The following is a 25,461-nucleotide window of genomic DNA, read 5'->3' as shown; positions in this document are numbered from 1 at the left end:
GCAGCGCAGGGCCAGCTATCCGCATGCCCTGATGAAACCCTACCGAAAGAGAGAGCGCCGGGCCCTGCCCGCAGCATACGCAAATGCTTGATCTACTCGTCATTCACGCCACGCTGCCCGATGGCCGCCAGGACATGTCCATCGCCTGCCTCGCCACGACCTTCATGGCACCGGGCAGACCTTGAATCAGATTGATCTGATTTCATCTCGGATGAAAGGTGCCTATGATTGAAAATTTACCAAGGAAATGCGGCCTTGGAATTTTTTATTATCCGGAGGTATTCAGAATGCATATATTCATAGGTGCTTTTTGCAGAATAAACAAGGCTGTCATGATACTTATTTTTGCAATGATGGCCACCTCCGCATGGTCCCAATGCGAAATTAAAGATACAAGTGATGGGGCAGGCTATTACAAGTATGTGTTCAGTAATTTCAATCCCCCAGAATTCAATCCCACTGTGGCCAAGAACACGGTGATTTACTCAAAAGCCGCTGTGGCGGTACTGAGTAATGGGGTTGGCAAGAGATTGATGAATTGTAAGCAACGGGTCATGGGCTATAGCGTAGGTAAATCTACACCAGTCAATAATATATACCCGACGACAGTCGAGGGTATTGGAATGAGGGTTTCGACTATACATGGTGCTGCGCCTGTAAGTACTTCGGAGCATTCCGATCACCCCGGATCTTTTGCATATCAATTTTCCGATGTCAAAGTTGAGTTGATCAAGACCGCAGATGGCGATATCACTGCAGGTGGCGTGCTGGACAGCGATTTCCTGTACGAACGCGCGACTGATGCATCTGGCCAGATTCTCGCTCAATACAGCTTTTCCTCGCCCGTCGTCCTCCGGCCCAGGGTGCCCACTTGTACCCCACAGGCGCCGGAGCCCGTGCGCATGGCCCAGACTGTCGCTCAAAAACTCACCTCAATCGGCTCAACCGGTGCTCCCCGCTCCTTCCTCATCTCGTTGTTGTGCAAGGGCGGCATTCCAGGTTCGTTGACCAACGCCTATGTCACCCTGACGGATGTGGCAAATCCTGGAAATATCGGGAATGCTCTGACCCTGTCGAAAACCTCGGTGGCAAAAGGTGTGGGTGTGCAGATCCGCAAGGATGACCAGATACTGGGCTTTGGCCCGGACTCCAATGCCGCCGGCAACAGGAATCAATGGTTTGCAGGGTCTGTTGCCTACGGGCAGGAGCGGTTGGATATCCCGCTGACGGCGCGCTATGTCAAGACCGGAGAGAACGTGACCATAGGCAGTGCCAATGCGGCGGCGACCTTCACCATCAGCTACCAGTAGTTCCCCCTGATCCCTTGCGCTTTCGGTCTGACCGCTGCCAGGCCATTCAGCGTGGTCAGGCAAGTCTGCGGGTGCGCGGCCATGCCCGCAGAATACGCAGATGCTTGATCTACTCGTCATTCACGCCACGCTGCCCGACGGCCGCCAGGACATGTCCATCGCCGTGCAGGGCGGGCGCATCGTCGAGGTCGCGGCGGGCCTTTCAGCGCCTGCCCACCAGGTGGTCGATGCACAGCACCAGCTGGTGTCGCCTCCCTTCGTCGATCCGCATTTCCACATGGATGCCACGCTGAGCCACGGCCTGCCGCGCGTCAACCGCAGCGGCACGCTGCTGGAGGGCATAGCGCTGTGGGGCGAGCTCAAGCCGCTGCTCACGGCCGAGGCGCTGATCTCGCGCGCGCTGGAGTATTGCGACTGGGCGGCGGCCAAGGGGCTGCAGGCCATCCGCAGCCATGTGGATACCAGCGATGCCCGCCTGCTGGCCGTCGATGCGTTGCTGGAGGTCAAGCGCCAGGTGGCTCCCTATATCGACCTGCAGCTGGTGGCGTTTCCGCAGGACGGCGTGCTGCGCTCGCCCGGCGGCGTCGCCAACCTGCGGCGGGCGCTGGACAAAGGCGTGGACGTGGTGGGTGGCATTCCCCACTTCGAGCGCACCATGGCCGAGGGTGCCGACAGCGTCAGGCTGCTGTGCGAGCTGGCGGCCGAGCGCGGCCTGCTGGTGGACATGCACTGCGACGAGTCCGACGACCCGCTGTCGCGCCACATCGAAACCCTGGCCTTCGAGGCGCAGCGCCTGGGCCTGCAGGGCCGCGTCACGGGCTCGCACTGCACCTCCATGCACAGCATGGACAACTACTACGTGAGCAAGCTGCTGCCGCTGATCGCCGAAAGCGGCGTGGCCGTGATTGCCAATCCGCTGATCAACATCACGCTGCAGGGCCGCCAGGACAGCTATCCCAAGCGCCGCGGCATGACGCGCGTGCCCGAGCTGCTGGCCGCAGGCGTCAACGTGGCCTTCGGCCATGACTGCGTGATGGACCCGTGGTACGGCATGGGCTCGGGCGACATGCTGGAGGTCGCCCACATGGGCCTGCATGTGGCGCAGATGACCGGCCAGGACGGCATGCGCGACTGCTTCGACGCCGTGACCACGCGCGCGGCGCGTGTGATGCACCTTGACTGCTATGGCATCGAGGCCGGCTGCGATGCCAGCTTCGTGCTGCTGCAGGCGCGCGATGCGGCCGAGGCGATACGGCTGCGCGCCACGCGCCTGAAGGTGTTCCGCAAGGGCCGGTTGCTGGCCGAGGCGCCTGCTGCAACGGCTGCGCTGCATCTGCCGGGCCGCCCGGCAAGAATCGACTGGCGGCGCTGAACCGGCGCCGGCCTCAGGCGCCGGCCAGGCTGGCCTCGCGCACGATGGTCTGCAGGGCCACCAGGTCCCTGACCACCAGGCCCTGGGCTTCCACGCGAATGCAGGCGTCGCGCTCCATGCGCTTGAGCTCCTGGTTCACGCGCTGGCGCGAGGCGCCCAGCAACTGGGCCAGCTCCTCCTGCACCAGTTGCAGGCCTATGCGCAGCTCGCGCGGGTCGTCCAGCACCTGTGTGCCGTAGCTGCGCGACAGGTGCAGCAGCTGCTTGGCCAGGCGTGCGCGCAGGGGCAGGGTGTTGAGGTCTTCCACCAGCCCGTAGGTCTGGCGTATGCGGTGGGCCTGCAGGCGCAGCAGGGCGTCGTAGAACTCCACATGCGTGGCCAGGATGGCGTGAAAGCTCTCCTTGTCCACGCACAGCAGCGTGGTGTCGCCATGGGCATAGGCATCGCGCGTGCGCGGCTCATCCAGGAAGGTGGACATGGCGCCGAACCAGGCACCCGGCTCCACATAGGCCAGCGTGGTCTGCCGACCCGACAGGCTGGTCGAGCTCATGCGCACGGCGCCCTGCGCACAGGCATACCACCTGTGCGGCACATCGCCGCGTGCATAGATCAGTGCCCCGTCCTTGAGCCGCCGGACCGTGGTCTGGCGCAGGATGTCATGGCGCAGCGAGGGCGAAAGGCTGCAGAACCACTGGCCGGAATTGATGGCCTCGCGCTCGGCGGGGGTGAGCATGGGCTCGTGGGTACTCGTTTGCAAACCGCTTGTCTCCAATCGGCCGCAATTTTAGGGCGTGCGGGCCTGCGGATAGGCGTGCAATTGCTCGCGCAGCAACTGCACGAAGCAGTCGGCCCTTTCGGTGGGCGCGTATTGGGGCGGCAGGGCCAGCACCACCTCCACCGCGCAGGCTGGAAGCAGTGGCAGCACACGCAGGTCGCGCGCGAACACCGAGGCCACGTAGGGGTTGACCACGCCCAGCCCCAGCCCTTGGGCGGCCAGGGTGCAGATGGTGGAGGAGTAGGTGGTCTCCATGGTGGAGCCGGCTTCTATTCCGTGTTCCTGCATGGTGCTGCGCAGTTGCAGGTAGATGTCGTCATCGGCGTTGAGGGTCAGCAGCAGCTGGCCCTGCAGGTCACGCACATGCAGCCGCGTGCGCGTGGCCAGCGCATGGTCCGGGTGCATGACGCAGACGGCGCGGCTGCGGTGCAGCACGGTGGCGTCCAGCTCGGGCGTGCTCAGCGCCATGGTGCTGACCACCAGGTCGAAGTGGCCATGCAGCAGGCCCTCGCGCAAGGGCGTGGAGCCCAGGGTCTGCAGGCTGATGTGGGTGCCCGGGTAGCGCTGCGCGAAGCTGCGCACCACGGCCGGGATCACGCTCAGGCCCAGGGCCGGCGTGCAGCCTATGCGCAGCGTGCCGGCGCCGGACTGGCGCAGTGCGGCCAGGTCGCGCTCTATGCGCTCGCGCCCCAGGAAATGCTGCTGCACGGTGGCGAACAGTTCCACGGCCTCGGCCGTGGGGCGCAGCCGGCCCTTGTGCATGTCGAACAGCTTGAGCCCTGCGGCCGCCTGCATCTGGGCCAGCAGCCGGCTGACCGAAGGCTGCGTGGTGTGCAGCAGCCGCGCGGCGGCCGTGGTGGTGCCGGTCTGCATGACGGCACGGAAGGCCTCGATCTCTCGGGAGCTCAGGGGTCTGGACATGGCGATTCGTTCCTGCTCGGGGTGGCTGGCAATGTATATCTTTTCTGTATAGAGGCCACGGAAAAATGCATTTTTCCAAAGATGCCCCGCTTTCTACACTGGCCTCATTGCATCGTTTGCCCAGGCGCGGCAGCGCCATCGAAAGGATTCCATGATCAAGACAAGCGCAGGCCGCAAAGCCGCCATGCTCGCTGTGGCCATCTCCGCCTCGTTGGCTGGCACGGCACCAGTCGCCGCCATCGCGCAGGATGGCTTTCCCCAGCCGGGGCGCCAGCTGCGCATCATCGTGCCGTTCACTGCAGGCGGCAGCTCCGACGTGCAGGCACGCATGCTGGCCGACCGCCTGAGCCGGCTCTGGGGCCAGCCGGTAGTGGTGGAAAACAAACCCGGCGCGGGCGGTCATCTGGGAGGCCGATATGTGGCCGATCAGCCGGCCGACGGCTACACGCTGATGGTGGGCTCCATCGGCCTGCATGCCGCCTATGGCGTATACAGCAAGCTGGCCTATGACCCCGCAAGGGATCTGCGCGTGGTGACCGTGCTGGCCGAGATGCCGCATGTGGTGGTGGCCACGCCCAGCCTTGCTGCCAGCAACCTGGCCGAGCTGACGGCGCTGGCCAAAAAGGCGCCTGGCACGGTCAACTTCGGCTCGGCCGGCGTGGGCTCGTCCGTGCACATGATGGGCGAGCTGTACAAGCTGCAGGCGGGCGCGCCCATCGTGCACGTGCCTTATCGCGGCAGCTCGGCCGCGATCAACGACCTGCTGGGCGGCCAGATCCAGCTCATGTTCGAGAACCCGCCCACGGTGCTGTCGCACATACGCGGCGGCAAGCTCAAGGCGTTGGCCGTCACGGGCAGCCAGCGACTGCCGGCCCTGCCGGATGTGCCCACGGCGGCCGAGTCCGGGCTCAAGGACTATGTGGCCACCTCCTGGACCACGGTGGCAGTCTCCTCCAAGGTGCCCGAGGCCATCGTCAAAAAGCTCAATGACGACATCCGAAAGGTCGTGGCCACACCCGAGTTCCGCAAGGGCCTGCAAGAGCAGGGCATGAGCGCCGTCGCCAACAGCCTGCCTGAGGCGCAATCCTTCGTTGCCCGCGAAAAGCAGCGCTGGGACCGCGTGATCGCCGAAGGCCACATCTCCGCCCAATGAAACGCTCCATGACTTCGAACACCCCCGCATCCTTCGTCCCCTGCCGCCGCCTGGGCGATGGCCGCCAGCACCACTTCTTCGGCTACTACAACAAGTCCAGCTGGGACCGCAGCAATCGCCTGGTGCTGGCGCAGCAAACGCCGTGGATGGACCAGTACCTCACGCCCCAGGCGCGGGCGTCCATCGGCTACTTCGATACCGAAAACGGCGACCGCTTCCACGCCGTGGGCGAGACAGGCGCCTGGAACTGGCAGATGGGCAGTCAGCTGCAGTGGCTGGACGGGCTGGCGGGCCGCCAGCTGATCTACAACGACAGGACGGCAGATTCCGGGGGGCGCTATCCGGGGTTCGGCTCCGTGGTCATCGATGTGGACAGCGGCGAGCGGCGCACCCTGCCCATGCCTGTGTATGTGGTGGCGCCCAGCAGTGCCTGGGCGCTGTGCGTGGACTACCGGCGCCTTTACATCACGCACGAAACCATTGGCTACAGCGAAGAGGGTGGTCCCTTCGCCTTGCCCCTGGCGCCCGAGGACGACGGCATCTGGCGCATGGAGGTCGCGACGGGCGAGGCAAGGCTGCTGGCCAGCTATGCGCGCCTCAAGGCATTTCATCACCGCACATCGATGGACAAGGCCATCCACTGGGTCAGCCATATCGAGGTCAACCCGTCTTCCTCGCGCATTCTTTTCCTGCACCGCTGGACCGAACGCGTCAAGGACGAAACCTGCTTTCTGCACCGCCTCATCACCATGGCGCCCGACGGCTCCGACATGCGCCTGCTCGAATGCTCGGACCATCCGCTGCCCCAGCTGGCCGACGACTTCGACCCGATGGCCGTGGGCACGTTCGACTACGAAAAGTCCGAATACCAGATCTCGCATCCGCTATGGCAGGACGACAGCCACATCATTGTGTGGGGCCCGCATGCCGGGGAGATCCACTATCACCTCTATGACGATGTGGAGGGCGGTGACGTGCAGGTGGTGGGCGCAGGCGTGCTGGTGGAGAACGGCCACATGAGCTTCTCGCCCGTGGACACGCGCTGGCTGCTCAGCGACACCTATCCCGACGACCGAACGCATGAGCGCTTCCTGTTCCTGTACGACATGCACACGGGCGAGCGCCACGACCTGGGCTGCTTCTACGCCTCTCCCGATCTCAGCAAGGAAAACCGCTGCGACCTGCACCCGCGCTGGAGCCGTGACGGGCGCCAGGTCTGCATCGACTCCGTGCACGAGCACCAGCGGCAGATGTATGTGCTGGATGTGTCGGGGATCGTGCAGGCTTGACTCGGGTAGTCGGGGGCGCGTGAGCAGCCCCGGCTACCGTGTAGGACTCAGCGCGGCTTGCGCATTCGCGTGCGGCGTCCGGCCAGGGCTGCGACGCCCAGCATCAGCGCTGCCAGCGTCCACTGGCCCCATTGCGAAAGCGTGGGAATGGTCGCAGGGCTGCCGCCGGCAGCGGCGGCCAGCACGGCCACGCCACCCGGGTCACTGATGAAGGCGTTCACATCCAGGTCGTCATCGCCGTTCCTGCCGTCCTCAATCGTCAGCGTCACGCTGTTGTCGCTGGCGTTGAACTGCGCGCCGGTGAAGTGATACCAGTGCGGCGTTGCGTTGTCGGACGTGGGGCCGTACTTCCAGTACTGTGCATTGCGGGGCAGATTGTTCGGGAACGTGAGCTTGATGCTCACCGTGGATCCCGGCGCACCGTTGTGGACAGCGAAATCGAACAGGCCCAGCGGGAACTGAAGATTGGCAGGCGGTGCGTCGGCAGGTGACCTGATGTGCCCCTGCAGCGGGATGAAGCCCGCAGTCTGCGCCGGGCCTGTTCCCATGGGTGTGAAGACCCATGGGCTTCCCGCAGCAATCTCTGCTGAGACTGTCGTTCCGCCCACGGTACCGGTGATGGTGCTCAGAGAGTGGGGGGGCAGGGTGATCGTGAAGGTCTGGTTCACGGGCGTTGCCGCGGCGTACTCGGCATCGCCGGCCTGGCTGGCCTGCAGCGTGCAATCTCCCGTGCGCATCAGCCGCAGCGAGGTGCCGGTGACCACACAGGTCTGAGGAGTGAGGCTGCTGAAGCTGATCGGCAGGTTGGAGTTGGTTGCGGCGGCGTTTGCCAGCGACAGGGCCTGGGGGCTCAGATAACGCAGGGACGAGAAATCGAAGGTGATGTTCTGGATTGCCTTGCCGACTGCAATCTGTACCGAGCCGGTGGCCTGTGCATGGTTGGCATCGGCCGCCTTGGTCGCCGTCACCGTGCAGCTGCCTACGGCCGTGCCGGTGACGGTGTTGCCGAACAGCGCGCAGTTGCCAGCGCCTGCCGTCAGCGCCAGCGTGAGTGCACCGCTGCCGCTGCCGCCAGTGACGGTGACCGTGCTGGAGTCGCCTTTGGGAATGCTGGCGGGTGATGCCACCACGGACAGGGCCACCTGGCTTGCCTGTGACACCGTCACCGAAGTGCTGGCCGTGGCCTCTTCATGGTCGGCATCCGCTGCCTTGGTGGCCGTGACCGTACAGGTTCCGACACCCAGGCCGGTGAGCGTGGAGCCCGCGATGCTGCAGGGGCCCGCGACGCTCAAGCCGATGGCGCCGGTGCCCGAGCCGCCCGTGGTGCTCAGTTGCGAAATGCCGCCAAAGCTGATGGCTGCAGGACTGGCCTGCACCGACAGTGCTGTCTGTCCAGCCTTGGCCACGATGACGGTGGTGCTGGCGCTGATGGCCTGGTGGTTGATGTCGCCAGCCTTGGTGGCCGTGATGGTGCAACTGCCGGCGCCAATGGCACTCAACTGGTTGCCCGTCACCGCGCAGAACTGGGCACCACCCGTCACGGCGTAGGTGACGGCGCCGCTGCCCGAACCCCCAGTGGTCGCCAGGGTTGCCGTGGCGCCGAAGGTCAGGGTCGAAGGCGTGGACTGCACGCTCAGGGTGACCTGGGCTGCAGGGGTCACGGTCACCACGGTGGTGGCCAGCGTGTCCTGGTAGTTGGCATCGCCCAGCTTGGTGGCGGTCACTGTGCAGGAGCCCGTGCCTTCCGCAGTGAGCGTGTTGCCGTTGACGGAGCAAAAGGCGGCTCCATCCGTGATGGAAAAGCCCACGGCGCCGGACCCTGCGCCGCCACTGGTTGACAGCGCGGCCGTGCTGAAGGCCGCCAGCGTGCTGGGTGTTGCCATCGCCGTCAGCGCAGGCTGCTGGGCCTTGATCACCGAGATGTCCACGGTGGTCGTGGCGGCCAGGTAGCTGGCGTCTCCCGCCTTGGTCGCCGTCACGGTGCAATCGCCCACAGCCGTGGCTGTGACCGTGTTGCCTGTCAGGGTGCAATAGGCCGCGCCTGCAGTTACGGCGTAGCTGATGGCGCCTGCGCCAGAGCCGCCGTTGGCGCTCAGCGTGGTGGTGCCGGCATAGGGCAGGGTCTGCAGTGCTGCACTTGCCGTCAGTGCAGCCTGCGGGCTCTTGTCATTGGTCAGCGAGAACGAGGTGCTGGCCGCCCCTGCCTGCGCCGTCACGGTATAGCTGCCGGCGAACAGGTTGGCCGTGGCACTCAGCGATGCGATGCCCTGGTCGTTGGTCGTGACCGAGGTTCTTGTGGCAAAGGTAGTGGATGGCCCCGATGCGGCAGGCGCATTGAAGTCCACCATGATGCCGGCAAGCGGCTGGTCGTCGATGTCGGTGACCTTGACCGACAACGGCGTGGCAAAAGGCTGCTGGATGCGGGTGGACTGTTGAGAGCCAGTGAGCACCGCCATGGCCGCAGGTGGGCCGAAAGGATCGATGCGAAATACCAGACCATTCGAAAGGCTCTCGTTTGCGCTGAGGGCGCTGTTCGCAGGGTTGGTCAGGCCGTTGGTGCCCGATGTGGTGGTGGCGCCGCCCACGGAAAGAAGGGTCCTGCCCTGCACATTGGTTGCGGCCAGGCTGCGCATGGCCTCGTTTTCCGAGGTGCCCAGGAACCCTGCATAGTTCCAGTTGTTCGGATCGCTGGTTGCGATGCTGACCAGGAAGCCGTCCTGCTTGCCTCCTGGCGTGGTGGACAGGCCGCTTTGTGCCTTGACGGGAAAGCCTGCGCCATTGCTGGTGCTGCCCGTGGCGAACCACTGCACGCCGTCGCCGGCCAGCCCTTCCACGCTGTCGTAGCCATTGCCACCCAGGTAGGTGGCGTCCAGCACCTGGTCTCCTGATGCATTCAGACGCAGCACAAAGCCGTCCATGCCGGTGCTGCGCGCGGTCTGCGGCCCTAGGCCCTTGCGCAGTCCGCCGTTGTCGGCAGGAAAGTTGTCTGACCCGGTCTCCCCGCCCACGAGCAGTGAGCCGTCATACATCAGGTTCAGTGCCAGTGCACGGTCCGCACCGGCCCCCGAGCCTGTCAGCAGCGTGAAGTAGTCGAAGGCGCTGCCGTCGGCCCGGATCTTGGCGACGAAGCCGTCTGATCCATCGATGGCGCGCGAATTGATTTGTGTCCTGAGGCCCGTGGCGCCCGGCATCCCCGAGACAGAGTCGGTAGCGCCTGCCACATAGGCCGCGCCGGTGCCGTCCACGGCAATGGCATATCCGATGTCGGCGCCGCCGTCGCCGCCGATGTATCCGGCGTACTCCAGCCCGCTGCCTGAAGCGTCGATGCGGGCCACGAAGGCATCCCGCATTTCTGACTGCGCAGGGCCAAAGCCGTGGTTGAGCTGCGGCCCGTTCACGGCAGGAAAGCCTTTGCCTTCCGTGAATCCGGTCACATAGACCCGGCCAAGGGTGTCCAGAGCCAGGGCATTGGCCTGATCGTCACCCGTTCCACCAATCAGGCCCGAATACAGAATGCCGGCACCGTCTGGTGCCAGGCGCATGACGAAGGCATCCCTATCCGTCGTGCTCTTGCTGCGCCGAAAGCGTTGGTTGGCATCTGTGCCAAGCAGGGGGAAGCCGGTGGATTCCGTGCTGCCCGCCAGGTGGATGCGGTTTTGTATGTCCACGGCCAGGCCGTTGCAGGCGTCGTCTCCCGATCCGCCCACATAAGTGACGCTCAAGGGGACACCCTTGGGATCGAATCTGACGACGAAGGCATCCTCGCCACCTTTGCTGCTGCCCGCGTTGGGCAGGTCGGACGATTGCGTCACGCCGCAAGCGTAGGTGTTGCCGTCGCTGTCTCGCGCCACGGCGTTGACCTGGTCGGCCGAGTTGCCTCCGACCAGGCCCGAGTAGCCGGTCCAGGCCGGATCGATGACCAGCGGCAGGCCTTTGTCATGGCTGCCCAGCTCAAAGCCCACGCGCCAGGTGGTGGCGTCCACCTGCTCCAGCCGATAGCGGGCGGGCACGTCCACGCGGCCATTGCCCCGGGGTTGGTAGACCAGCGGTGCATCGTCGGTGAAAAGGTCGTTGCCTATGCTCCACTGCAGCGCTCCCGTGGGCAGGATGCGTGCATCCGTCGCACCTTCCACGCGCAGCCAGACCAGCGAGGCATCGGCGCCAGGCGCCAGCTCAAACTGGTACTTGAGGCCACCGGGCTCACCCTGGAAGACGGCATCGATGCCGGGCCAGACACTGCGGTAGCCCAGCGCACCGAAGCTGCGCAGGCCTGTGCGCCATTGCGCGGCTTCGCCGACCAGCCAGTGGTACAGCGTGGGCGAAGGCTGCATGCCCTGCGGCGCCGACATGGTCCCGTTCTCGAAGCTGTAGCGCAGGCGCGAATCCGGGCGCAGGCTCAGGCTCCGGGCCACGCCGGATGCGGCCACCGACCGGCCTTGCACGCTGGTGGCCCGGCCGGGCAGGTCGATGCTCATGCCTTGCGCGTCGAAACTGATGCGCTTGCCTGAGGCCATGGCGCGAAAGCCGGCCCCGGGCATTTCTATGAAGCGGTTGTCCCTGCCAGAGAACTCGCGTTGCACCAGGGGATCGGCCTGAGCCCCCGTGGTCAAGGTCAACAGGGTCAAGGCCGCAATGGAACTGCGCATAGGTGTACTCAGCTCCGTGCGGGGAAGATGCCCTGCAAGGCGATGATGAAGTTCATGACCAGGTAGGGTGGAAGATTGTTGTGTGGCTGGCTGTCGCCCGCAGCTTGAGGGGGAGCCATGGTGACCGCAGAGGTGTTGGAGGCTGGCGCGATGTACGGGCGCGTCGGTGCGGTGCCCAGGACGGCGCCTGCCGGGCTGGCTACAGCGGGATCCGCAGGCGTGCCCGCTCGGGCCAGATGGCTGTGGACGGGAATTTCCGATGCCTGCAGCTTCACGGTTTCAACACCGCCGGATTCGCCCAGATCGCGCAGTGACAGTCCAGGTCCTTGGCCCGGGTGCATGGGCATGCGGCCCTGCAAGTCGGGAAGCGCGAAGTTGGACTTGCCATTTCCACCGTATGTCGTTCCCAGCAGGGAAAACAGCGCCGTGTTCTGAGAAAGCGGTATGAGCTGACCATCGCAAAAGGCCCAGCCCTTGGGTGCGAAGTTGAATCCGCCAATGCGGATTTCGGCGACGAAGGGATCGGACATGGTCTTCAGGTCGGAGAAGGAAAGAGGCCTTGCATGGCCATGCAAAAGCTCAGTGCCAGATAGGGCGGCATATTGAGGTGTGGCTGGCCGCCGCCCACATTGGCCAGCAGGGCTGGCATGGTCGTATCACCGCTTTGCGCATAGTGGCCGCGCGCCGCTGCAGGCAGGTTGCCGTTGCCCGATGTCGCCTGGCCCGTAGTGCCGGAAGCGGCCATGGCGTGGCTATGCTGCGGTATCTCTGACAGGGTCAGGGTGTGGGTTTGCTCGCCTGCTCTCTCTCCCTGCGTATGGCCGGCTCCCATGTGCATGGGCATGCGGCCGCGCAGGTCGGGCAGTGCAAAGTTGGTCTGCCCGTCGCCACCGTAGGTGGTGCCCAGCAGCGAGAACAGTGCCTGGTTCTGGTTGATGGGCAGCAACTGCCCATTGCAAAGAGCCCAGCCTTTGGGGGCGAAGTTAAAGGAGAAGACGCGAACCTCTCCGAGAAAGGGGGTAGACATCAGGTGGGGGAGGGATAGATGCCGAACAGCGAGATGATGAAGTTCACGCAAAGGAAGGGCGGCATATTGGTATGCGGCTGCGACCCTCCTACCGAACTCACCATCGATGCAGCCATGGGCGTGGCGGGGACGCCGTTCACAAAGGCCTTGTGATCCCTGTGCTTGGCAAACACTGCGTCGGCGGGCGAGGCCAGAAAGCCTGTGCCCGAGGACGCGGGAACGCCGTGCGTGTGGGCTGGAATCTGATTGACGGTCAGCGTGACGTCTTCGACTCCAGCGGCCTGAGCCAGCGGGAATCCGTTGCCTGCGTGCAGGGGGATGCGGCCACGCATGTCTGGCAGGGCGAAGGTGCTTTGGCCATCACCGCCGTATGTCGTGCCGATCAGAGTGAAAAGGGTTTCGTATTCCGAGATGGGCATTTGCTGCCCTTCGCAGAACATCCAGCCTGCCGGCGCGAAGTTGCCGGCAAACATGCGGATTTCCCCAACAAAGGGTTGAGCCATGACAGGGTGGGGTTAGTAAACGTTAATAATTGCAAAATAGTTTAGTATGGCAACCTGTTTCGCAGCAAAAATATTTTGCTTCTGTTGCTTGGGCAGGAAGGGCCACGATGAAGACAGGACGCCGTGCTTTCATGCAGGTTGCAGGGGCCTTTCCCGCTGCAGCGGCCGTTTCCGGGATTCCAGTGATCGCCTGTGCGGCTGGCATGGAGTTGCGCCGCAGCCACTTTCAGCCGCTGCTGGGCCATAGCTTCTCGGTAGCAGGAGAAGTTTCCGAGTTACGTTTGGTTTCGTTGGCAGCGCTGCCGCACACACTGCACGGCGACCGCTCTTTCAGCGCACTGTTCGAGTTGTCCTGCCCTGGCGCGTTGCTGCAGGACACCTGGGAAATCTCTCATCCGGCTCTGGGAAGCCACGCCGTCTTCCTGAGCCCCAGCGACGCGCGAGGCGGTCTGCTGGAAGCCGTGTTCAACCGCGGCTGAGCGCCGCGGTCCTGCGCATGCGCAGGTAGATGCCTTCCTGGTCCTGCTCGACAAAGCCCAGGCGCTTATACAGGCGCCGGGCTGGATTGTTGGCTTCCACGAACAGCTGCATGTCGCGCCCTTCTTGATCTGCCCAGCCGGCCAGCCATTGCATGAGGGCCGTGCCCAGTCCCTGGCCTTGAACAGCGGCGTCGAGCGAGATGTCCATCACTCCCAGCGGCCCGGGTGCGAGATTGAGGTAGAGCCGGCCTATAGGCAGACCTGCCCTCTCGATCACGAAAAACGCGCCGTGTGCGTAGTGCTTGCGGTAGTGCTGGTCCTGCAAAGCGAACTGCGAATCGCAGAAGGCATGCTTTTCGGCTTCGCTCCAGGGCACGGGCGCCAGTTCGGCAGCGCGTACCTGGCGGTACAGGGCGCGGAGAAAAGCGTAGTCGGCTTCTTCGACCAGGCGCAGCCGCACATCCTCCAGATACAGCGGCGGCAGCTCGGGCACGAACGGATCAGACGGCATGGGAAAAGCAGGCCTCGTAATCGACATGGCCTGCCGACTGCGCAATGGGCGTGATGAAGATGGCGTAGTCACCGAGCTGCGCATGGCGCACGCGGTAAGTGCGCTGCGGCAGCTGCGGCTGGCGCGGACCGCGAAACACCAGGGAGAACTGCAGCATGCCGGGCGTGTCGGCCGATGTCTGCGTTGCGCTGAGCACTTGCATGTCGATGCCGATGGTGTGCTCGCCTTCGCGCATGAAGAAGCTCATGGTCTGCTGGGCCAGGGACTGGGCGTCGTTCCAGGACAGGACTCTGGCATACAGCGCGTCGTCCAGTTCGACGTTGGACGGGGACAAAGAGGTTGCGGACATGGGCGGCAGTCTGATCGGTGGGGCTGGCAGGCACAGAGCGGCAGCATAGCCCATGCACAGGCGGCGGTTTCCTTCTGCTGAGACCTCAACTGCCTCAACCCCCCCAGCGCAGCACCAGCGGATCGAGCCGCCGCGCAATGTCCAGCAGCTGGCGGCGCACCTCGGGGTGCATGGGCGGCCAGGGCGCGCGCGGCGCGTCGCAGGCGATCACGCCGCCGGCCTTCATCAGCGCCTTGGCGGCCAGGAAGCCGGCCTGGCGGTTTTCGTGGTTGATCAGGGGCAGCCAGCGCTGGTAGAGGGCGAATGCGGTGTCGGGGTCGCCGTTTCTGTGCGCTTCGATGATGGGGCGTATGCCGTCGGCAAAGCCGCCGCCCGTCATGGAGCCCGTGGCGCCGGCCTGCAGGTCGGCCAGCAGGGTGATGGCTTCCTCGCCATCCCATGGGCCTTCGATGGCCTCGCCGCCCAGGGCGATGAGTTCGCGCAGCTTGCCGGCGGCGCCTGCGGTTTCCATCTTGAAGTAGCAGACCTGCTCGATCTCGCGGGCCATGCGCGCGAGGAAGGCGGGGGACAGCGGCGTGTCTGCGGCGGGCGCGTCCTGCACCATGATGGGAATGGCGATGGCATCGGACACGGCCTGGAAGAAGCCCTGGATCTGGGGCTCGCCGAAGCGGAAGGTGGCGCCGTGGTAGGGCGGCATGACCATCACCATGGCCGCACCCATGTCCTGCGCGCGGCGGCTTCGCTCGGCGCACACGCGCGATGAGGTGTGCGTGGTGGTGACGATCACGGGCACGCGGCCCGCCACATGCTCCAGCGCCGTGCGCGTGAGGGTCTCGCGCTCGTCATCGGCCAGCAGGAACTGCTCGGAGAAGTTGGCCAGGATGCACAGGCCGTCCACGCCCGAGTCGATCATGAAGTCCAGGCAGCGCTTCTGGCTGGCCAGGTCCAGCGTGCCGTCCTCGTGGAAGGTGGTGGGTACCACGGGGAAGATGCCGCTGTAGCGCGGCCGAGAAATTCCGGGCATGGCGTGCTCCCTCATTCGACGATGCGGAACTGGTCCAGGTACTCGGTCTTGAGCGTGAGGCCCAGGCCCGGCACATCGTCCCTGAGCTGCAGGAAGCCGTTCTCGGCCACGGGCTCGCCGTCGAAGATGTACCAGAACAGCTCGTTGCCCACTTCCACGTCGAAGATGGGGAAGTACTCGGCCATGGGCGAGGCCAGCGTGCTCATGGTCAGGTGGTAGTTGTGCATCTGGCCCGCATGCGGGATGACGGGCACGCTGAACGCCTCGCACAGCGCATTGATCTTGTGCGCGGCCGTGATGCCGCCCACGCGGTTGGTGTCGTACTGCACGACGCTGACGGCCTTCTTGTCCAGCAGCTGCTTGAAGCCGTAGAGGCTGAACTCGTGCTCGCCGCCCGAGATCGGAATGCTGGTGAGCCGGTTGAGTTCGGCGTAGCCGTCGATGTCGTCGGCGATCACGGGCTCCTCCAGCCAGCGCGGCTCGAACTTCTCCAGCTTGGGCAGCATGCGCCTGGCGTACTCCAGGTTCCAGCCCATGTAGCACTCCAGCATCAGGTCGCAGTCGTAGCCTATGACTTCGCGCACGGCCTCGACCGAGCGCAGGTTCTCGCGCACGCCTTCCTGCAGATGGGCCGGGCCGTAGCCGAAGCGCATCTTGAAGGCCTTGAAGCCCTGGTCCAGGAATTTTTGCGCCTCTTGCTGCATGGCCTTGAGGTCGGTGCGGTAGAGCTTGCTGTAGTAGCAGGGAATCCTTTCCTTGGTGCGCCCGCCCAGCAGCTTGAACACAGGCTTGTTCACGCTCTTGCCCAGGATGTCCCAGATGGCCAGGTCCACGGCCGAGATGGCGGCCATGGTCACGCCCTTGCGGCCCCAGGCGTGCGTGGCGCGGTACATGCGCTGCCACAGGTATTCGTAGTCCCACGGGTCGTGGCCGATGACCAGGGGCGCCAGGTACTCGTCGATGATGGCCTTGGCGATGCGCGGCGCCAGCGCCACGTTGCCCAGGCCGACGATGCCGTCATCGGTCTCGATCTCCACCACCGTCCAGGAATGGAAGCGGAAGGTGGACATGGTCTCCTGCGGCGCATAGAGCAGGTCCATGGCGTTGGAGCAGAAGTTGCCCTGGGGCGGCACGGTCTTGCCTTGCCATTCGTAGACGCGGGCGCGGACGGATTTGATTTTCATGATGGTGAGGGCGGGGGAGTGAAGTCAGTCAGGACAGGCGCGCGGCGCCCATGCGGCAGGCGATCAGGAAGGCCTGCCAGGTGGCCTCCACGCTGGCCCGGCCCTGGCCCGCGATGTCATAGGCCGTGCCGTGGGCCGGCGTGGTGATGGGGATCGGCAGGCCGCCCTGCACGGTCACGCCGCGCGAGAAGCCCAGCAGCTTGATGGCGATCTGGCCCTGGTCGTGGTACATGGTCACGATGGCCTGGTACTCGCCGGCCTGGGCCTTCAGGAAGATGGTGTCGGCCGGGAAGGGGCCGTGGAACGGGTCGGGCGTGGGCCAGTCGCGGGCCTGCAGCGCGCGCACGGCCGGCGCGATGATGTCGATCTCCTCGCGCCCGCAGGTGCCGCCGTCGCCGTTGTGCGGGTTGAAGCCCGCAATCGCCACCTTGGGGGCCGCCATGCCGCTGGCCAACAGCGCGCGGTAGATCAGCTCGGCCGCCTGGGCGATGCGCTCCTGGCTCAGATAGCCGGCCACGTCCCTGAGCGGCACATGGGACGAAATGCGCGAGGTCCACAGATCGCCCAGCGTGTTGAATTCGCAGAAATAGCCGCTCACACCCAGGTACTCGGCAAAGTGGTGCAGCTCGTCCTCATGGCGCAGGCCGCCCAGCTTCATGGCCTGCTTGTTGAGCGGCGCAAAGCAGATGGCGTCGATCTGGCCGGCCTGGGCCGCGTCCATGCACCGGTCCAGCACCTGCAGCACCGAGCGCCCGCCTGCGGCTTCGGCACGACCCTGGTGCACGGCATCGGGGGCCACCGTGTCCAGGGCCAGGAAGGCGGGCAGGGCGGTATCGGTGCGGCCCCGTGCAAGGGCCATGCTGGCGATGGGCGCGGTGGCCACCTGCAGGCCCGCGATGCGCTGGCCCTGCTGCCACAGCCAGGGGTCGCCGGCCAGCACGATGTTGGCCTTTTGCATGGCCTCGGGCCGCGCCAGCAGGCGTGCGATCAGTTCGGCGCCTATGCCGGCGGGATCGCCCAGGGTCAGGGCGACGACGGGAAGTTCGGATGCGGGCATGTGCGGCTCAGTCGATCTTGATGTGGTTCTTGCGGATGATTTCGCCAAAGCGCTGGTACTCGGCGTTGTGCAAGGCAATGAACTCCGCCTGGCCCATGGGCTGCAGCTCGGCGCCCACGGCCTCCAGGCGCGTGCGCGTCTCGGGCATGGCCAGCACCTTGTTGACCTCGTCGTGCACCCGGGCCTGCACGGCGCGGGGTGTGGCCGCTGGCATGTAGATGCCGTACCAGGCGCCTATCTCCACGCCGGGCAGGCCGGCCTCGGCCAGCGTCGGCACCTGGGGCAGCTGGGCGTTGCGGCGCGGCGACGTCACGCCCAGCGGGCGCAGCTTGCCGGCCTTGATCTGGCCGATCACCGAAGACATGGTGTCGAAGCTCATCTGCACCTGGCCGCTGACCAGGTCCACCAGGGCGGCGGCGCTGCCCTTGTAGGGCACGTGGGTCAGTTCAATGCCGGCCGCGTCCTTGAACATCTCGGCCGCGATGTGCTGGGTGCTGCCCGTGCCGCTGCTGGCGAAGTTGATCCTGCCGGGCTCCTTGCGGGCCAGGGCGACCAGTTCCTGCACCGAGTTCGCGGGCAGGCTGTTTCCCACCACCAGCACATTGGGAACTGCGCCCACATAGGCCACGGGCACCAGGTCGCGGTTGCTGTCGTAGCCCAGCTTGAGCAGGTGCGGGGCAATGGCATGGGCCGTGACCACGCCCATCACCATGGTGTGCCCGTCCGTGGACTTGGCCGTCATGTCCACGGCCAGGGTGTTGGAGACGCCGGGGCGGTTTTCCACGATCACCGGCTGGCGCAGCAGCGGCGCGAGCCGGTCGGCCACGGCGCGTGCCATGGCATCCGTGCCGCCGCCCGGGGCCGAGCCCACCAGCATGCGCACGGGCCGCGCGGGCCAGTCGGGCGGGGTTGGCGGGGTTTGAGCGGTGGCGAGCGAGGGCAGCAGGGCGGCTGCGGCCAGCAGGATGCGGCGTTGCATGTCTTGTCTCCGGTGCTTTTGTTGTGGGCCCATGCTAGGCAGGCAATTGATTGCCGTAAACTGAAAATTGCTGATGAATGGATAACTCCAGGCAATCAATTCAAAGGGACTTCCATGGGCTCCATCGACCGCAGGGACAGCACGCCGCAACTGCTCAACCGCCTGCGCATGCGGCAGGTGGCGCTGATGCTGGCCATAGAGGAGCAGGGCACGCTGCGCGGCGCTGCAGCCCGGCTGGGCCTGAGCCAGCCGGCGGCCACCAAGATGCTGCATGAGCTGGAAGGCGCGCTGGGCCTGCCGCTGTTCGAGCGCGTGGGCCGCGGCCTGCAACTGAACGCCGCCGGCGAGCGCGTGACGGGCTACTTCCGCCACCTGCGCGGCGGCATGGAGGCGCTGAACCGCGAGCTGCAGGAACTGCGCGAAGGCAGCGCGGGGCGGCTGGCCGTGGGCAGCATCATGGCGGCGTCGCCGGGCCGCCTCACGCAGGCGCTGCTGGCGCTCAAGCGCCAGTGGCCGCTGTTGTCCATCGAGGTGGCCGTGGACACCAGCGACCGGCTGCTGGCGCAGTTGCAGGACGGGGTGCTGGAGGTGGTGGTGGGCCGTCCGGCCGGGCCGTCCGACGCGGATCACCGGTTTTGCTCGCTCGATGATGAGGCCCTGTCCATCATCGCGGGCTGCGGCCATCCGCTGGCGCGTGCCCGCAGCGTGAGCTTTGCGCAGCTGCAGGCCCATGGCTGGGTGCTGCAGCCGCCGGGCAGTCCCATGCGCGCGCTGATCGACCAGGAGTTCCAGGCCCACGGCCTGCCGCTGCCGCGCGGCCTGATCGAGACGGGCTCCATCCTCACCACCATGAACCTGGTGCGCAACTCCGATCTGGTGGCCGTGATACCGCAGGCCGTGGCCCGCGACCATGCCGAGCACGGCATGGTCCGCATCCTGCCCTACCGCATGCGCCGCAACCTGCAGTCCTACGGCAGCCTGGTGCGCCGCGACCGGCCGCTGAGCCAGGCGGCCGCCAGCTTTCTGGCGCTGTTGCACGGGCAGGAGCCGCCGCCGGCATCCGCGCCCTAGCCGATGTACCGCACCAGATGCGGGCTGACCCGCTTGCAGTAGCTCTTGCAGACGCGGCGCAGCACTTGGGCGGTGTCGGTGACGCCGGGCGGCGGGCTCTTGGGGTACCAGGTGGTGATGCGAAAGGAGGGTGGCGTGGGCAGATCCAGCTCCACCAGCTCCCCGCTTGCCAGCTGCGGCGCCACCAGCATGCCGTGCATGATGGCGACGCCCAGGCCCTCGCGCACCAGCGAGACCAGGGCCGCCAGCGAGGGCGATCCCGAGATGCGCAGATCGCTGGAGACCATGCCGCTTTGCACGGCCAGCTGCTGTGCCATGGCCACGGCCTGCTCGTAGGGGCCGGTGCCGCGCATCTGTGTCAGCAATTGCTTGCCCAGCGCCTTGTGCAGACCATCCTTCCTGGGTACCAGGCCCCGCCTGGCAATCCAGTGCACGGGCACTTCCAGCAGGTTCTCGACCACGGCGAACTGGGGGTCCACGCCGCTGCCGGTGCGCACGATCAGGTCCAGGTCGCGCCGCATCATCTGCTCCGACAGGTGGGTGCTCAGATCGACGGTCAGGTCCAGCTCGATGTGCGGCAGGCTGGCGCCCATCGCCTTGACGAATTCGGGCAGGAAGGTGTGTACCGCCGTCTCCAGCACGCCGACCCGCAGGCGGCAGCCGATGGCGTCGTCGGACCTGGCGGCACGCTCCAGGGTGCGTGCGGCTTCGATGACGGCCTCCGCATGCCGCAGCAAGCGGGCGCCGGCGTCGGTGATCTGCAGCGTCTTGCGGTCCCAGTGGAACAGGGTCACGCCCAGGTCCGATTCCAGCCCGCGTATGCGCATGGAGACGGCGCCGGGGCTGGCATGCACCAGTTCGGCCACGCGGCGCACGCTGCCGATGCGTGCCAGCAGCACAAAGGTTTCCAGAAAGCGGATGTTCATGGGTGTCTGCGCGGGCTGCAGTGGCTGTTCAGTTTTTCTGGGAGAGGCTGCGCACAATTCCTGAGTGGACCGGTGGCCTGCTGCTTTTTACATTGGGAGGCATCTCCACTCAATAGAGGCTCACCCATGACGCACTGGACCCATCCGACCGAGTTCCGACAGGAGGTGCGCGCCGGCCGCTTTCGCGGGCAGACGGCAGGGCAGTGCCCCGGCTACACCCAGGGCAACCTGGCGATATTGCCGCGCGAGTGCAGCGAGGAGTTCCTGCGCTTTGCTCGCCTCAACCCCAAGTCCTGCCCGCTGATCGGCGTGACCGAGCCCGGCAGCAGCCGCGTGCCCGAGCTCGGCGATATCGATCTGAAGACCGACCTGCCCTCGTACTGGGTGTTTCGCGATGGTCACAGGGCCGAGCAGGTGAATGACCTCACGAACTTGTGGCGCGACGACCTGGTGGGCTTCGTCATCGGCTGCTCCTATTCCTTCGAGGATGCGCTGCGCGAGGCGGGCGTGCCCGTGCGCCACATCGATGAAGGCCGGGGCGCGCCCATGTTCATCTCCAGTATTCCCAACGGCCGGGCCGGCCGCTTCGGCGGCAGCATGGTGGTCAGCATGCGGCCCATGACGGCGGCCCACGCCATCCGCGCCATCCAGGTCACTTCGCGCTTTCCCAGCGTGCATGGGGCGCCCGTGCACCTGGGCGATCCCGCGCAGATAGGCATTGCCGACATCGACAGGCCGGACTTCGGCGAGCCCATGGCGCTCAGGCCGGGAGAGATTCCCGTGTTCTGGGCCTGCGGCGTGACGCCCCAGCAGGCCATCCGCTCGGCGGCCCTGCCATTCGCCATCACGCACGAGCCGGGCCACATGCTGGTGACGGAGTTGCGCAACAGCCATCTGGCCGCGTTCTGACGGCCTGCCTGCCTGCCTGGCTGCTTGGCTTGCGGCCCGCTTCGGCGGGCCTTTTTCTTTGCGTCGCTGGCCGGCAAGGGGCCGCTCCTGTTCATTTTTCGTGAACAGAGGGGGCGAAAACTTCTCGATGGACGCGGTCCAGGGGCACTTTTAGATTGGACGCCAGTGGTGGGCACCGGCGGAGGGCCGTGCTCCAGGCCACGGTTTTCCTGACTTCAACTTCGAGACAAACGGGTTCCGACACCATGCAAGAACGCTCCACTCCCCATGACAGGCGCTGGCAATTCTGGATAGACCGTGGCGGTACGTTCACCGATGTGGTGGGCAAGCGGCCCGATGGCAGCCTGGTCACGCACAAGCTGCTGTCGGAGAACCCCGAGCAGTACCGGGACGCGGCCGTGGCCGGCATCCGCCACCTGCTGGGCCTCAAGCCCGGCGAGCCGGTCACGCCGGACCTTGTGGAGTGCGTGAAGATGGGCACCACGGTGGCCACCAATGCGCTGCTGGAGCGCAAGGGCGAGCCCACGCTGCTGGTGACCACGCGGGGCTTTCGCGATGCGCTGCGCATCGCCTACCAGAACCGTCCGCGCCTGTTCGACCGCCATATCCAGTTGCCCGAACTGCTCTACAGCGAGGTGGTCGAGGCCGTGGAACGTGTGGATGCCCATGGGAAGGTGCTGCGCGAGCTGGACGGGCTGCACCTGCACACGGCGTTGGCCGCAGCCCATGCGCGCGGCCTGCGCAGCGTGGCCATCGTCTTCATGCATGGCTACCGCCATACGCGGCATGAGCAGATGGCGGCGCGCATTGCGCGGCAGTTGGGTTTCACGCAGGTCAGCACTTCGCACGAGACCAGTCCGCTGATGAAGTTCGTGAGCCGGGGCGATACCACGGTGGTCGATGCCTACCTGTCTCCCATCCTGCGCCGCTATATGCAGCAGGTGGCTGCAGAGATGCCGGGAGTGCGGCTGTTCTTCATGCAGTCTTGCGGAGGGCTGTCCGACGCGGGCAGTTTTCAGGGCAAGGACGCCATCCTGAGCGGGCCGGCCGGAGGCATCGTGGGCATGGCGCGCACGGCGGGCCTGGCCGGGCACGACAGGGTCATCGGTTTCGACATGGGTGGCACATCCACCGACGTCAGCCACTATGCAGGCGCCTTCGAGCGCGAGTTCGAGACCCAGGTGGCCGGCGTGCGCATGCGCGCGCCGATGATGAGCATCCACACCGTGGCCGCCGGCGGCGGCTCGGTGCTGGCCTATGACGGCTCGCGCTTTCGCGTGGGACCCGAGAGCGCGGGTGCCCATCCCGGCCCGGCGAGCTATCGCCGCGGCGGCCCCCTGGCCGTGACCGATGCGAACGTGATGGTCGGCAAGGTCCAGCCGCGCTACTTTCCCAGCGTGTTCGGGCCTGCCGCCAACGAGCGACTGGACGGCGAGGCCGTGCGTGTCCGCTTCGAGGAACTGGCGCGGCAGACGGGGCGCACTCCCGAGGACGTGGCCGAGGGCTTCATCCGCATCGCCGTGCAGCAGATGGCCAACGCCATCAAGAAGATCAGCGTGGCGCGCGGCTATGACGTCACGCGCTATACGCTGCAGTGCTTCGGCGGCGCGGGCGGCCAGCATGCCTGCCTGGTGGCCGATGCGCTGGGCATGTCCCGCGTGTTCGTGCATCCGCTGGCCGGCGTGCTCAGCGCCTATGGCATGGGCCTGGCGGACCAGACCGTGATCCGCGAGCAGGCCATGGAGCTGGCGCTGACTGCCGAGGCCCTGCCGCTGATCGCCGAATGCCTGGATGCGCTGGGCACGGGCGCGCAGGCGGAGCTGGAGCGCCGGCAGGTCGGCGCAGGCCCTGTGCAGGTGCGGCACAACGTGCATGTGCGCTACGAGGGCTCCGATTCCGCCTTGGTCGTGCCCTTTGGCTCCCTGCCGGGCATTCAGTCGGCTTTCGAGTCGGCCTACCGCCAGCGTTTCGCCTTTCTGATGGCGGGCAAGGGGCTGGTGGTGGAAGCCGTGTCGGTCGAAGCCGTGATTGCGGGCGATGCGCCCGGCGAGCCGCTGCAGCCGGAGCATCCGCCGCGCGAGCATCCGCGCCGCGAAACCGTGCGCATGTACTCCGGCGGCGCCTGGCATGGCGCGGCCCTGGTGGTGCGCGAGGACCTGCGGCCCGGCGACGTCATTGCCGGCCCGGCCATCATCGCCGAGCGCAACGCCACCACCGTGATCGAGCCTGGCTGGTCGGCCAGGCTCACCGGGCTGGATCACCTGGTGCTGGACCGGGTGGTGCCGCGCAAGGTCGAGTACGCGGCCGGCACGACGGTGGACCCTGTGCTGCTGGAGGTCTTCAACAACCTGTTCATGAACATCGCCGAGCAGATGGGCCTGCAGCTGCAGAACACCGCCTATTCGGTGAACATCAAGGAGCGGCTGGATTTCAGCTGCGCGCTGTTCGATGCCCGGGGCCATCTCATCGCCAACGCGCCGCACATGCCCGTCCATCTGGGCTCCATGGGCGAAAGCATCCAGACGGTGATCCGCAGGAACGCCGGGCGCATGGCCCAGGGCGATGTCTATGTGCTCAACGACCCCTACCAGGGTGGCACCCATCTGCCGGACATCACCGTCATCACGCCGGTCCATATCGCCGGCGAGGCATCTCCGACCTTCTACGTCGGCAGCCGGGGCCACCATGCCGATGTGGGTGGCATCACGCCGGGCTCCATGCCGCCGTTTTCCACGCGCATCGAGGAAGAGGGCGTGCAGATCGACAACTTCAAGCTGGTCGATCGCGGCGTGCTGCGCGCCCAGGAGATGGTCGAGCTGCTGCAAAGCGGCGAGTACCCGAGCCGCAACCCGCAGCAGAACCTGGCCGACCTGAAGGCCCAGATCGCGGCCAATGAAAAAGGCGTGCAGGAGCTGCACAAGATGGTGGCGCAGTTCGGCCTGCCCGTGGTGCAGGCCTACATGGGCCATGTGCAGGACAACGCCGAGGAGTCGGTGCGCCGCGTCATCACGCGGCTCAGGGACGGGCAGTTCACGCTGGAACTGGACAATGGCGCGCAGATCCGCGTGGCCGTCACCGTCGATACGGCCGAGCGCAGTGCCGTCATCGATTTCTCGGGCACCAGCGTCCAGCAGACCAACAACTTCAATGCGCCGCGCGCCGTGTGCATGGCGGCCGTGCTCTATGTGTTCCGCACGCTGCTGGACGACGACATCCCGCTCAACGCGGGCTGCCTCAAGCCTTTGAAAGTCATCATCCCCCAAGGCTGCATGCTCAACCCCAACCCGCCCGCTTCGGTGGTCGCGGGCAATGTGGAGACCTCCACCTGCATCACCAACGCGCTGTTCGGCGCGCTGGGCGTGATGGCGGGCAGCCAGCCCACCATGAACAACTTCACCTTCGGCAATGCGCACCACCAGTACTACGAAACCATTGCCGGCGGCAGCGGCGCAGGCGCGGTGCTGGACGCCGAGGGCCGGGTGGAGCGCGGCTTCAACGGCACCAGCGTCGTCCAGACGCACATGACCAATTCGCGCCTGACCGATCCGGAGGTGCTGGAGTTCCGCTTCCCCGTGATGCTGGACAGCTATGAGATCCGCGACGGCTCGGGCGGCGGCGGGCGCTGGCACGGCGGCAACGGCGGCGTGCGGCGCGTGCGCTTCCTGGAGCCCATGACGGCCAGCATCCTGTCCAACGGGCGCCTGAATCCGGCCTTCGGCATGGCAGGTGGCCAGCCGGGGCAGCCGGGCATCAACCGTGTGCTGCGTGCCGATGGCCAGGTCGAGGAACTGGACCACATCGGCGCCGTGCACATGCAGCCGGGCGACATCTTCGAAGTCTGCACGCCGGGGGGCGGCGGCTACGGAACGGCGGCCTGACACGCCGCCAGCAGGGGGCATGGCGCGGGCGGGGGAGGGCCGCCCGGCCAGGCCCGGATCACAACCGATGGAGTGCCATTGAATGCAAGACGCTTCGC

General features: G+C 66.1%; 21 protein-coding genes. 8 read left to right on the top strand and 13 right to left on the bottom strand.

Annotation, left to right across the window (positions count from 1 at the left end):
• Positions 1-224: 224 nt before the first annotated feature.
• Both ACF8NF_RS00955 and ACF8NF_RS00950 read left to right on the top strand, forming a co-directional pair.
• On the top strand, positions 225-1,310 hold the full coding sequence (locus ACF8NF_RS00955; protein WP_392449930.1) for a fimbrial protein: 1,086 nt from the start codon (positions 225-227) through the stop codon (positions 1,308-1,310).
• Between the two features lie 100 nt (positions 1,311-1,410).
• Positions 1,411-2,682: an amidohydrolase family protein gene (locus tag ACF8NF_RS00950; protein ID WP_034364142.1), complete on the top strand. Its 1,272-nt coding sequence runs from the start codon at positions 1,411-1,413 to the stop codon at positions 2,680-2,682.
• A gap of 13 nt (positions 2,683-2,695) precedes the next feature.
• On the opposite strand, the gene ACF8NF_RS00945 is transcribed toward ACF8NF_RS00950, so the two are convergent.
• Both ACF8NF_RS00945 and ACF8NF_RS00940 read right to left on the bottom strand, forming a co-directional pair.
• A complete protein-coding gene (locus ACF8NF_RS00945) occupies positions 2,696-3,415 on the bottom strand; it encodes a Crp/Fnr family transcriptional regulator (RefSeq protein WP_016451304.1) in 720 nt (239 codons plus the stop codon).
• A gap of 51 nt (positions 3,416-3,466) precedes the next feature.
• Positions 3,467-4,378: a LysR family transcriptional regulator gene (locus ACF8NF_RS00940; protein ID WP_026062122.1), complete on the bottom strand. Its 912-nt coding sequence runs from the start codon at positions 4,376-4,378 to the stop codon at positions 3,467-3,469.
• A gap of 151 nt (positions 4,379-4,529) precedes the next feature.
• Here ACF8NF_RS00940 and ACF8NF_RS00935 point away from each other — a divergent pair, with 151 nt between their 5' ends.
• Both ACF8NF_RS00935 and ACF8NF_RS00930 read left to right on the top strand, forming a co-directional pair.
• Complete coding sequence (locus tag ACF8NF_RS00935) at positions 4,530-5,531, top strand: Bug family tripartite tricarboxylate transporter substrate binding protein (RefSeq protein ID WP_392449928.1); 1,002 nt, start codon at positions 4,530-4,532, stop codon at positions 5,529-5,531.
• Complete coding sequence (locus ACF8NF_RS00930) at positions 5,528-6,820, top strand: hypothetical protein (protein ID WP_392449926.1); 1,293 nt, start codon at positions 5,528-5,530, stop codon at positions 6,818-6,820. Before ACF8NF_RS00935 ends, ACF8NF_RS00930 begins: the two co-directional genes overlap by 4 nt.
• Positions 6,821-6,867: 47 nt before the next feature.
• On the opposite strand, the gene ACF8NF_RS00925 is transcribed toward ACF8NF_RS00930, so the two are convergent.
• The 4 genes from ACF8NF_RS00925 to ACF8NF_RS00910 are packed head-to-tail and all read right to left on the bottom strand — an operon-like array spanning position 6,868 to position 12,966.
• Complete coding sequence (locus tag ACF8NF_RS00925) at positions 6,868-11,466, bottom strand: IPTL-CTERM sorting domain-containing protein (protein WP_392449924.1); 4,599 nt, start codon at positions 11,464-11,466, stop codon at positions 6,868-6,870.
• Between the two features lie 8 nt (positions 11,467-11,474).
• Positions 11,475-11,996 carry a tail fiber protein gene (locus ACF8NF_RS00920; protein WP_312841325.1) on the bottom strand — a complete coding sequence of 174 codons (522 nt, stop codon included), beginning with the start codon at positions 11,994-11,996 and terminating at the stop codon, positions 11,475-11,477.
• 5 nt (positions 11,997-12,001) lie between these two features.
• Positions 12,002-12,493, bottom strand: a complete 492-nt coding sequence (locus ACF8NF_RS00915; RefSeq protein WP_016451310.1) for a phage tail protein — start codon at positions 12,491-12,493, stop codon at positions 12,002-12,004.
• Positions 12,493-12,966: a phage tail protein gene (locus tag ACF8NF_RS00910; RefSeq protein WP_016447529.1), complete on the bottom strand. Its 474-nt coding sequence runs from the start codon at positions 12,964-12,966 to the stop codon at positions 12,493-12,495. The genes ACF8NF_RS00915 and ACF8NF_RS00910 overlap by 1 nt, the downstream gene beginning before the upstream one ends.
• A 137-nt stretch (positions 12,967-13,103) precedes the next feature.
• On the opposite strand from ACF8NF_RS00910, the gene ACF8NF_RS00905 reads away from it, so the two are divergent.
• Complete coding sequence (locus ACF8NF_RS00905) at positions 13,104-13,475, top strand: DUF6916 family protein (RefSeq protein WP_392449923.1); 372 nt, start codon at positions 13,104-13,106, stop codon at positions 13,473-13,475.
• On the opposite strand, the gene ACF8NF_RS00900 is transcribed toward ACF8NF_RS00905, so the two are convergent.
• The 6 genes from ACF8NF_RS00900 to ACF8NF_RS00875 all read right to left on the bottom strand — a co-directional run bounded on the left by ACF8NF_RS00900 (position 13,462) and on the right by ACF8NF_RS00875 (position 18,579).
• Positions 13,462-13,986, bottom strand: a complete 525-nt coding sequence (locus ACF8NF_RS00900; RefSeq protein WP_313280832.1) for a GNAT family N-acetyltransferase — start codon at positions 13,984-13,986, stop codon at positions 13,462-13,464. The genes ACF8NF_RS00905 and ACF8NF_RS00900 overlap by 14 nt on opposite strands.
• Positions 13,976-14,335, bottom strand: coding sequence for a DUF6916 family protein (locus ACF8NF_RS00895; protein ID WP_151019250.1), 360 nt, complete (start codon positions 14,333-14,335; stop codon positions 13,976-13,978). Before ACF8NF_RS00895 ends, ACF8NF_RS00900 begins: the two co-directional genes overlap by 11 nt.
• Before the next feature lie 94 nt (positions 14,336-14,429).
• Positions 14,430-15,359 carry a dihydrodipicolinate synthase family protein gene (locus tag ACF8NF_RS00890; RefSeq protein ID WP_392449920.1) on the bottom strand — a complete coding sequence of 310 codons (930 nt, stop codon included), beginning with the start codon at positions 15,357-15,359 and terminating at the stop codon, positions 14,430-14,432.
• Positions 15,360-15,370: 11 nt separating this feature from the next.
• Positions 15,371-16,543: an L-rhamnonate dehydratase gene (locus ACF8NF_RS00885; RefSeq protein WP_126310665.1), complete on the bottom strand. Its 1,173-nt coding sequence runs from the start codon at positions 16,541-16,543 to the stop codon at positions 15,371-15,373.
• A gap of 28 nt (positions 16,544-16,571) precedes the next feature.
• Positions 16,572-17,600, bottom strand: coding sequence for a 4-hydroxythreonine-4-phosphate dehydrogenase PdxA (locus tag ACF8NF_RS00880; protein WP_017404353.1), 1,029 nt, complete (start codon positions 17,598-17,600; stop codon positions 16,572-16,574).
• Positions 17,601-17,607: 7 nt separating this feature from the next.
• On the bottom strand, positions 17,608-18,579 hold the full coding sequence (locus ACF8NF_RS00875; RefSeq protein ID WP_392449918.1) for a Bug family tripartite tricarboxylate transporter substrate binding protein: 972 nt from the start codon (positions 18,577-18,579) through the stop codon (positions 17,608-17,610).
• Positions 18,580-18,693: 114 nt separating this feature from the next.
• Between ACF8NF_RS00875 and ACF8NF_RS00870 the strand changes: the two genes are divergently transcribed.
• The gene (locus ACF8NF_RS00870) at positions 18,694-19,650 is read left to right on the top strand and encodes a LysR family transcriptional regulator (RefSeq protein WP_047473884.1); all 957 of its coding nucleotides are present in this window, start codon (positions 18,694-18,696) and stop codon (positions 19,648-19,650) included.
• On the opposite strand, the gene ACF8NF_RS00865 is transcribed toward ACF8NF_RS00870, so the two are convergent.
• The gene (locus ACF8NF_RS00865; RefSeq protein ID WP_016447520.1) at positions 19,647-20,576 is read right to left on the bottom strand and encodes a LysR family transcriptional regulator; all 930 of its coding nucleotides are present in this window, start codon (positions 20,574-20,576) and stop codon (positions 19,647-19,649) included. The two genes, ACF8NF_RS00870 and ACF8NF_RS00865, sit on opposite strands and share 4 nt — an antisense overlap.
• A gap of 126 nt (positions 20,577-20,702) precedes the next feature.
• Between ACF8NF_RS00865 and ACF8NF_RS00860 the strand changes: the two genes are divergently transcribed.
• Together ACF8NF_RS00860 and ACF8NF_RS00855 are read left to right on the top strand one after the other, a co-directional pair.
• The gene (locus tag ACF8NF_RS00860) at positions 20,703-21,485 is read left to right on the top strand and encodes a putative hydro-lyase (RefSeq protein WP_392449917.1); all 783 of its coding nucleotides are present in this window, start codon (positions 20,703-20,705) and stop codon (positions 21,483-21,485) included.
• Positions 21,486-21,730: 245 nt separating this feature from the next.
• On the top strand, positions 21,731-25,363 hold the full coding sequence (locus ACF8NF_RS00855) for a hydantoinase B/oxoprolinase family protein (protein ID WP_392449915.1): 3,633 nt from the start codon (positions 21,731-21,733) through the stop codon (positions 25,361-25,363).
• Positions 25,364-25,461 lie beyond the last annotated feature (98 nt).

The sequence above is a fragment of the Delftia sp. WSY_22 genome (genome assembly GCF_043104185.1).
GTDB classification, from domain to species: Bacteria; Pseudomonadota; Gammaproteobacteria; order Burkholderiales; family Burkholderiaceae_C; genus Comamonas; species Comamonas tsuruhatensis.
This window is presented reverse-complemented; position numbering and strand designations above follow the sequence as displayed.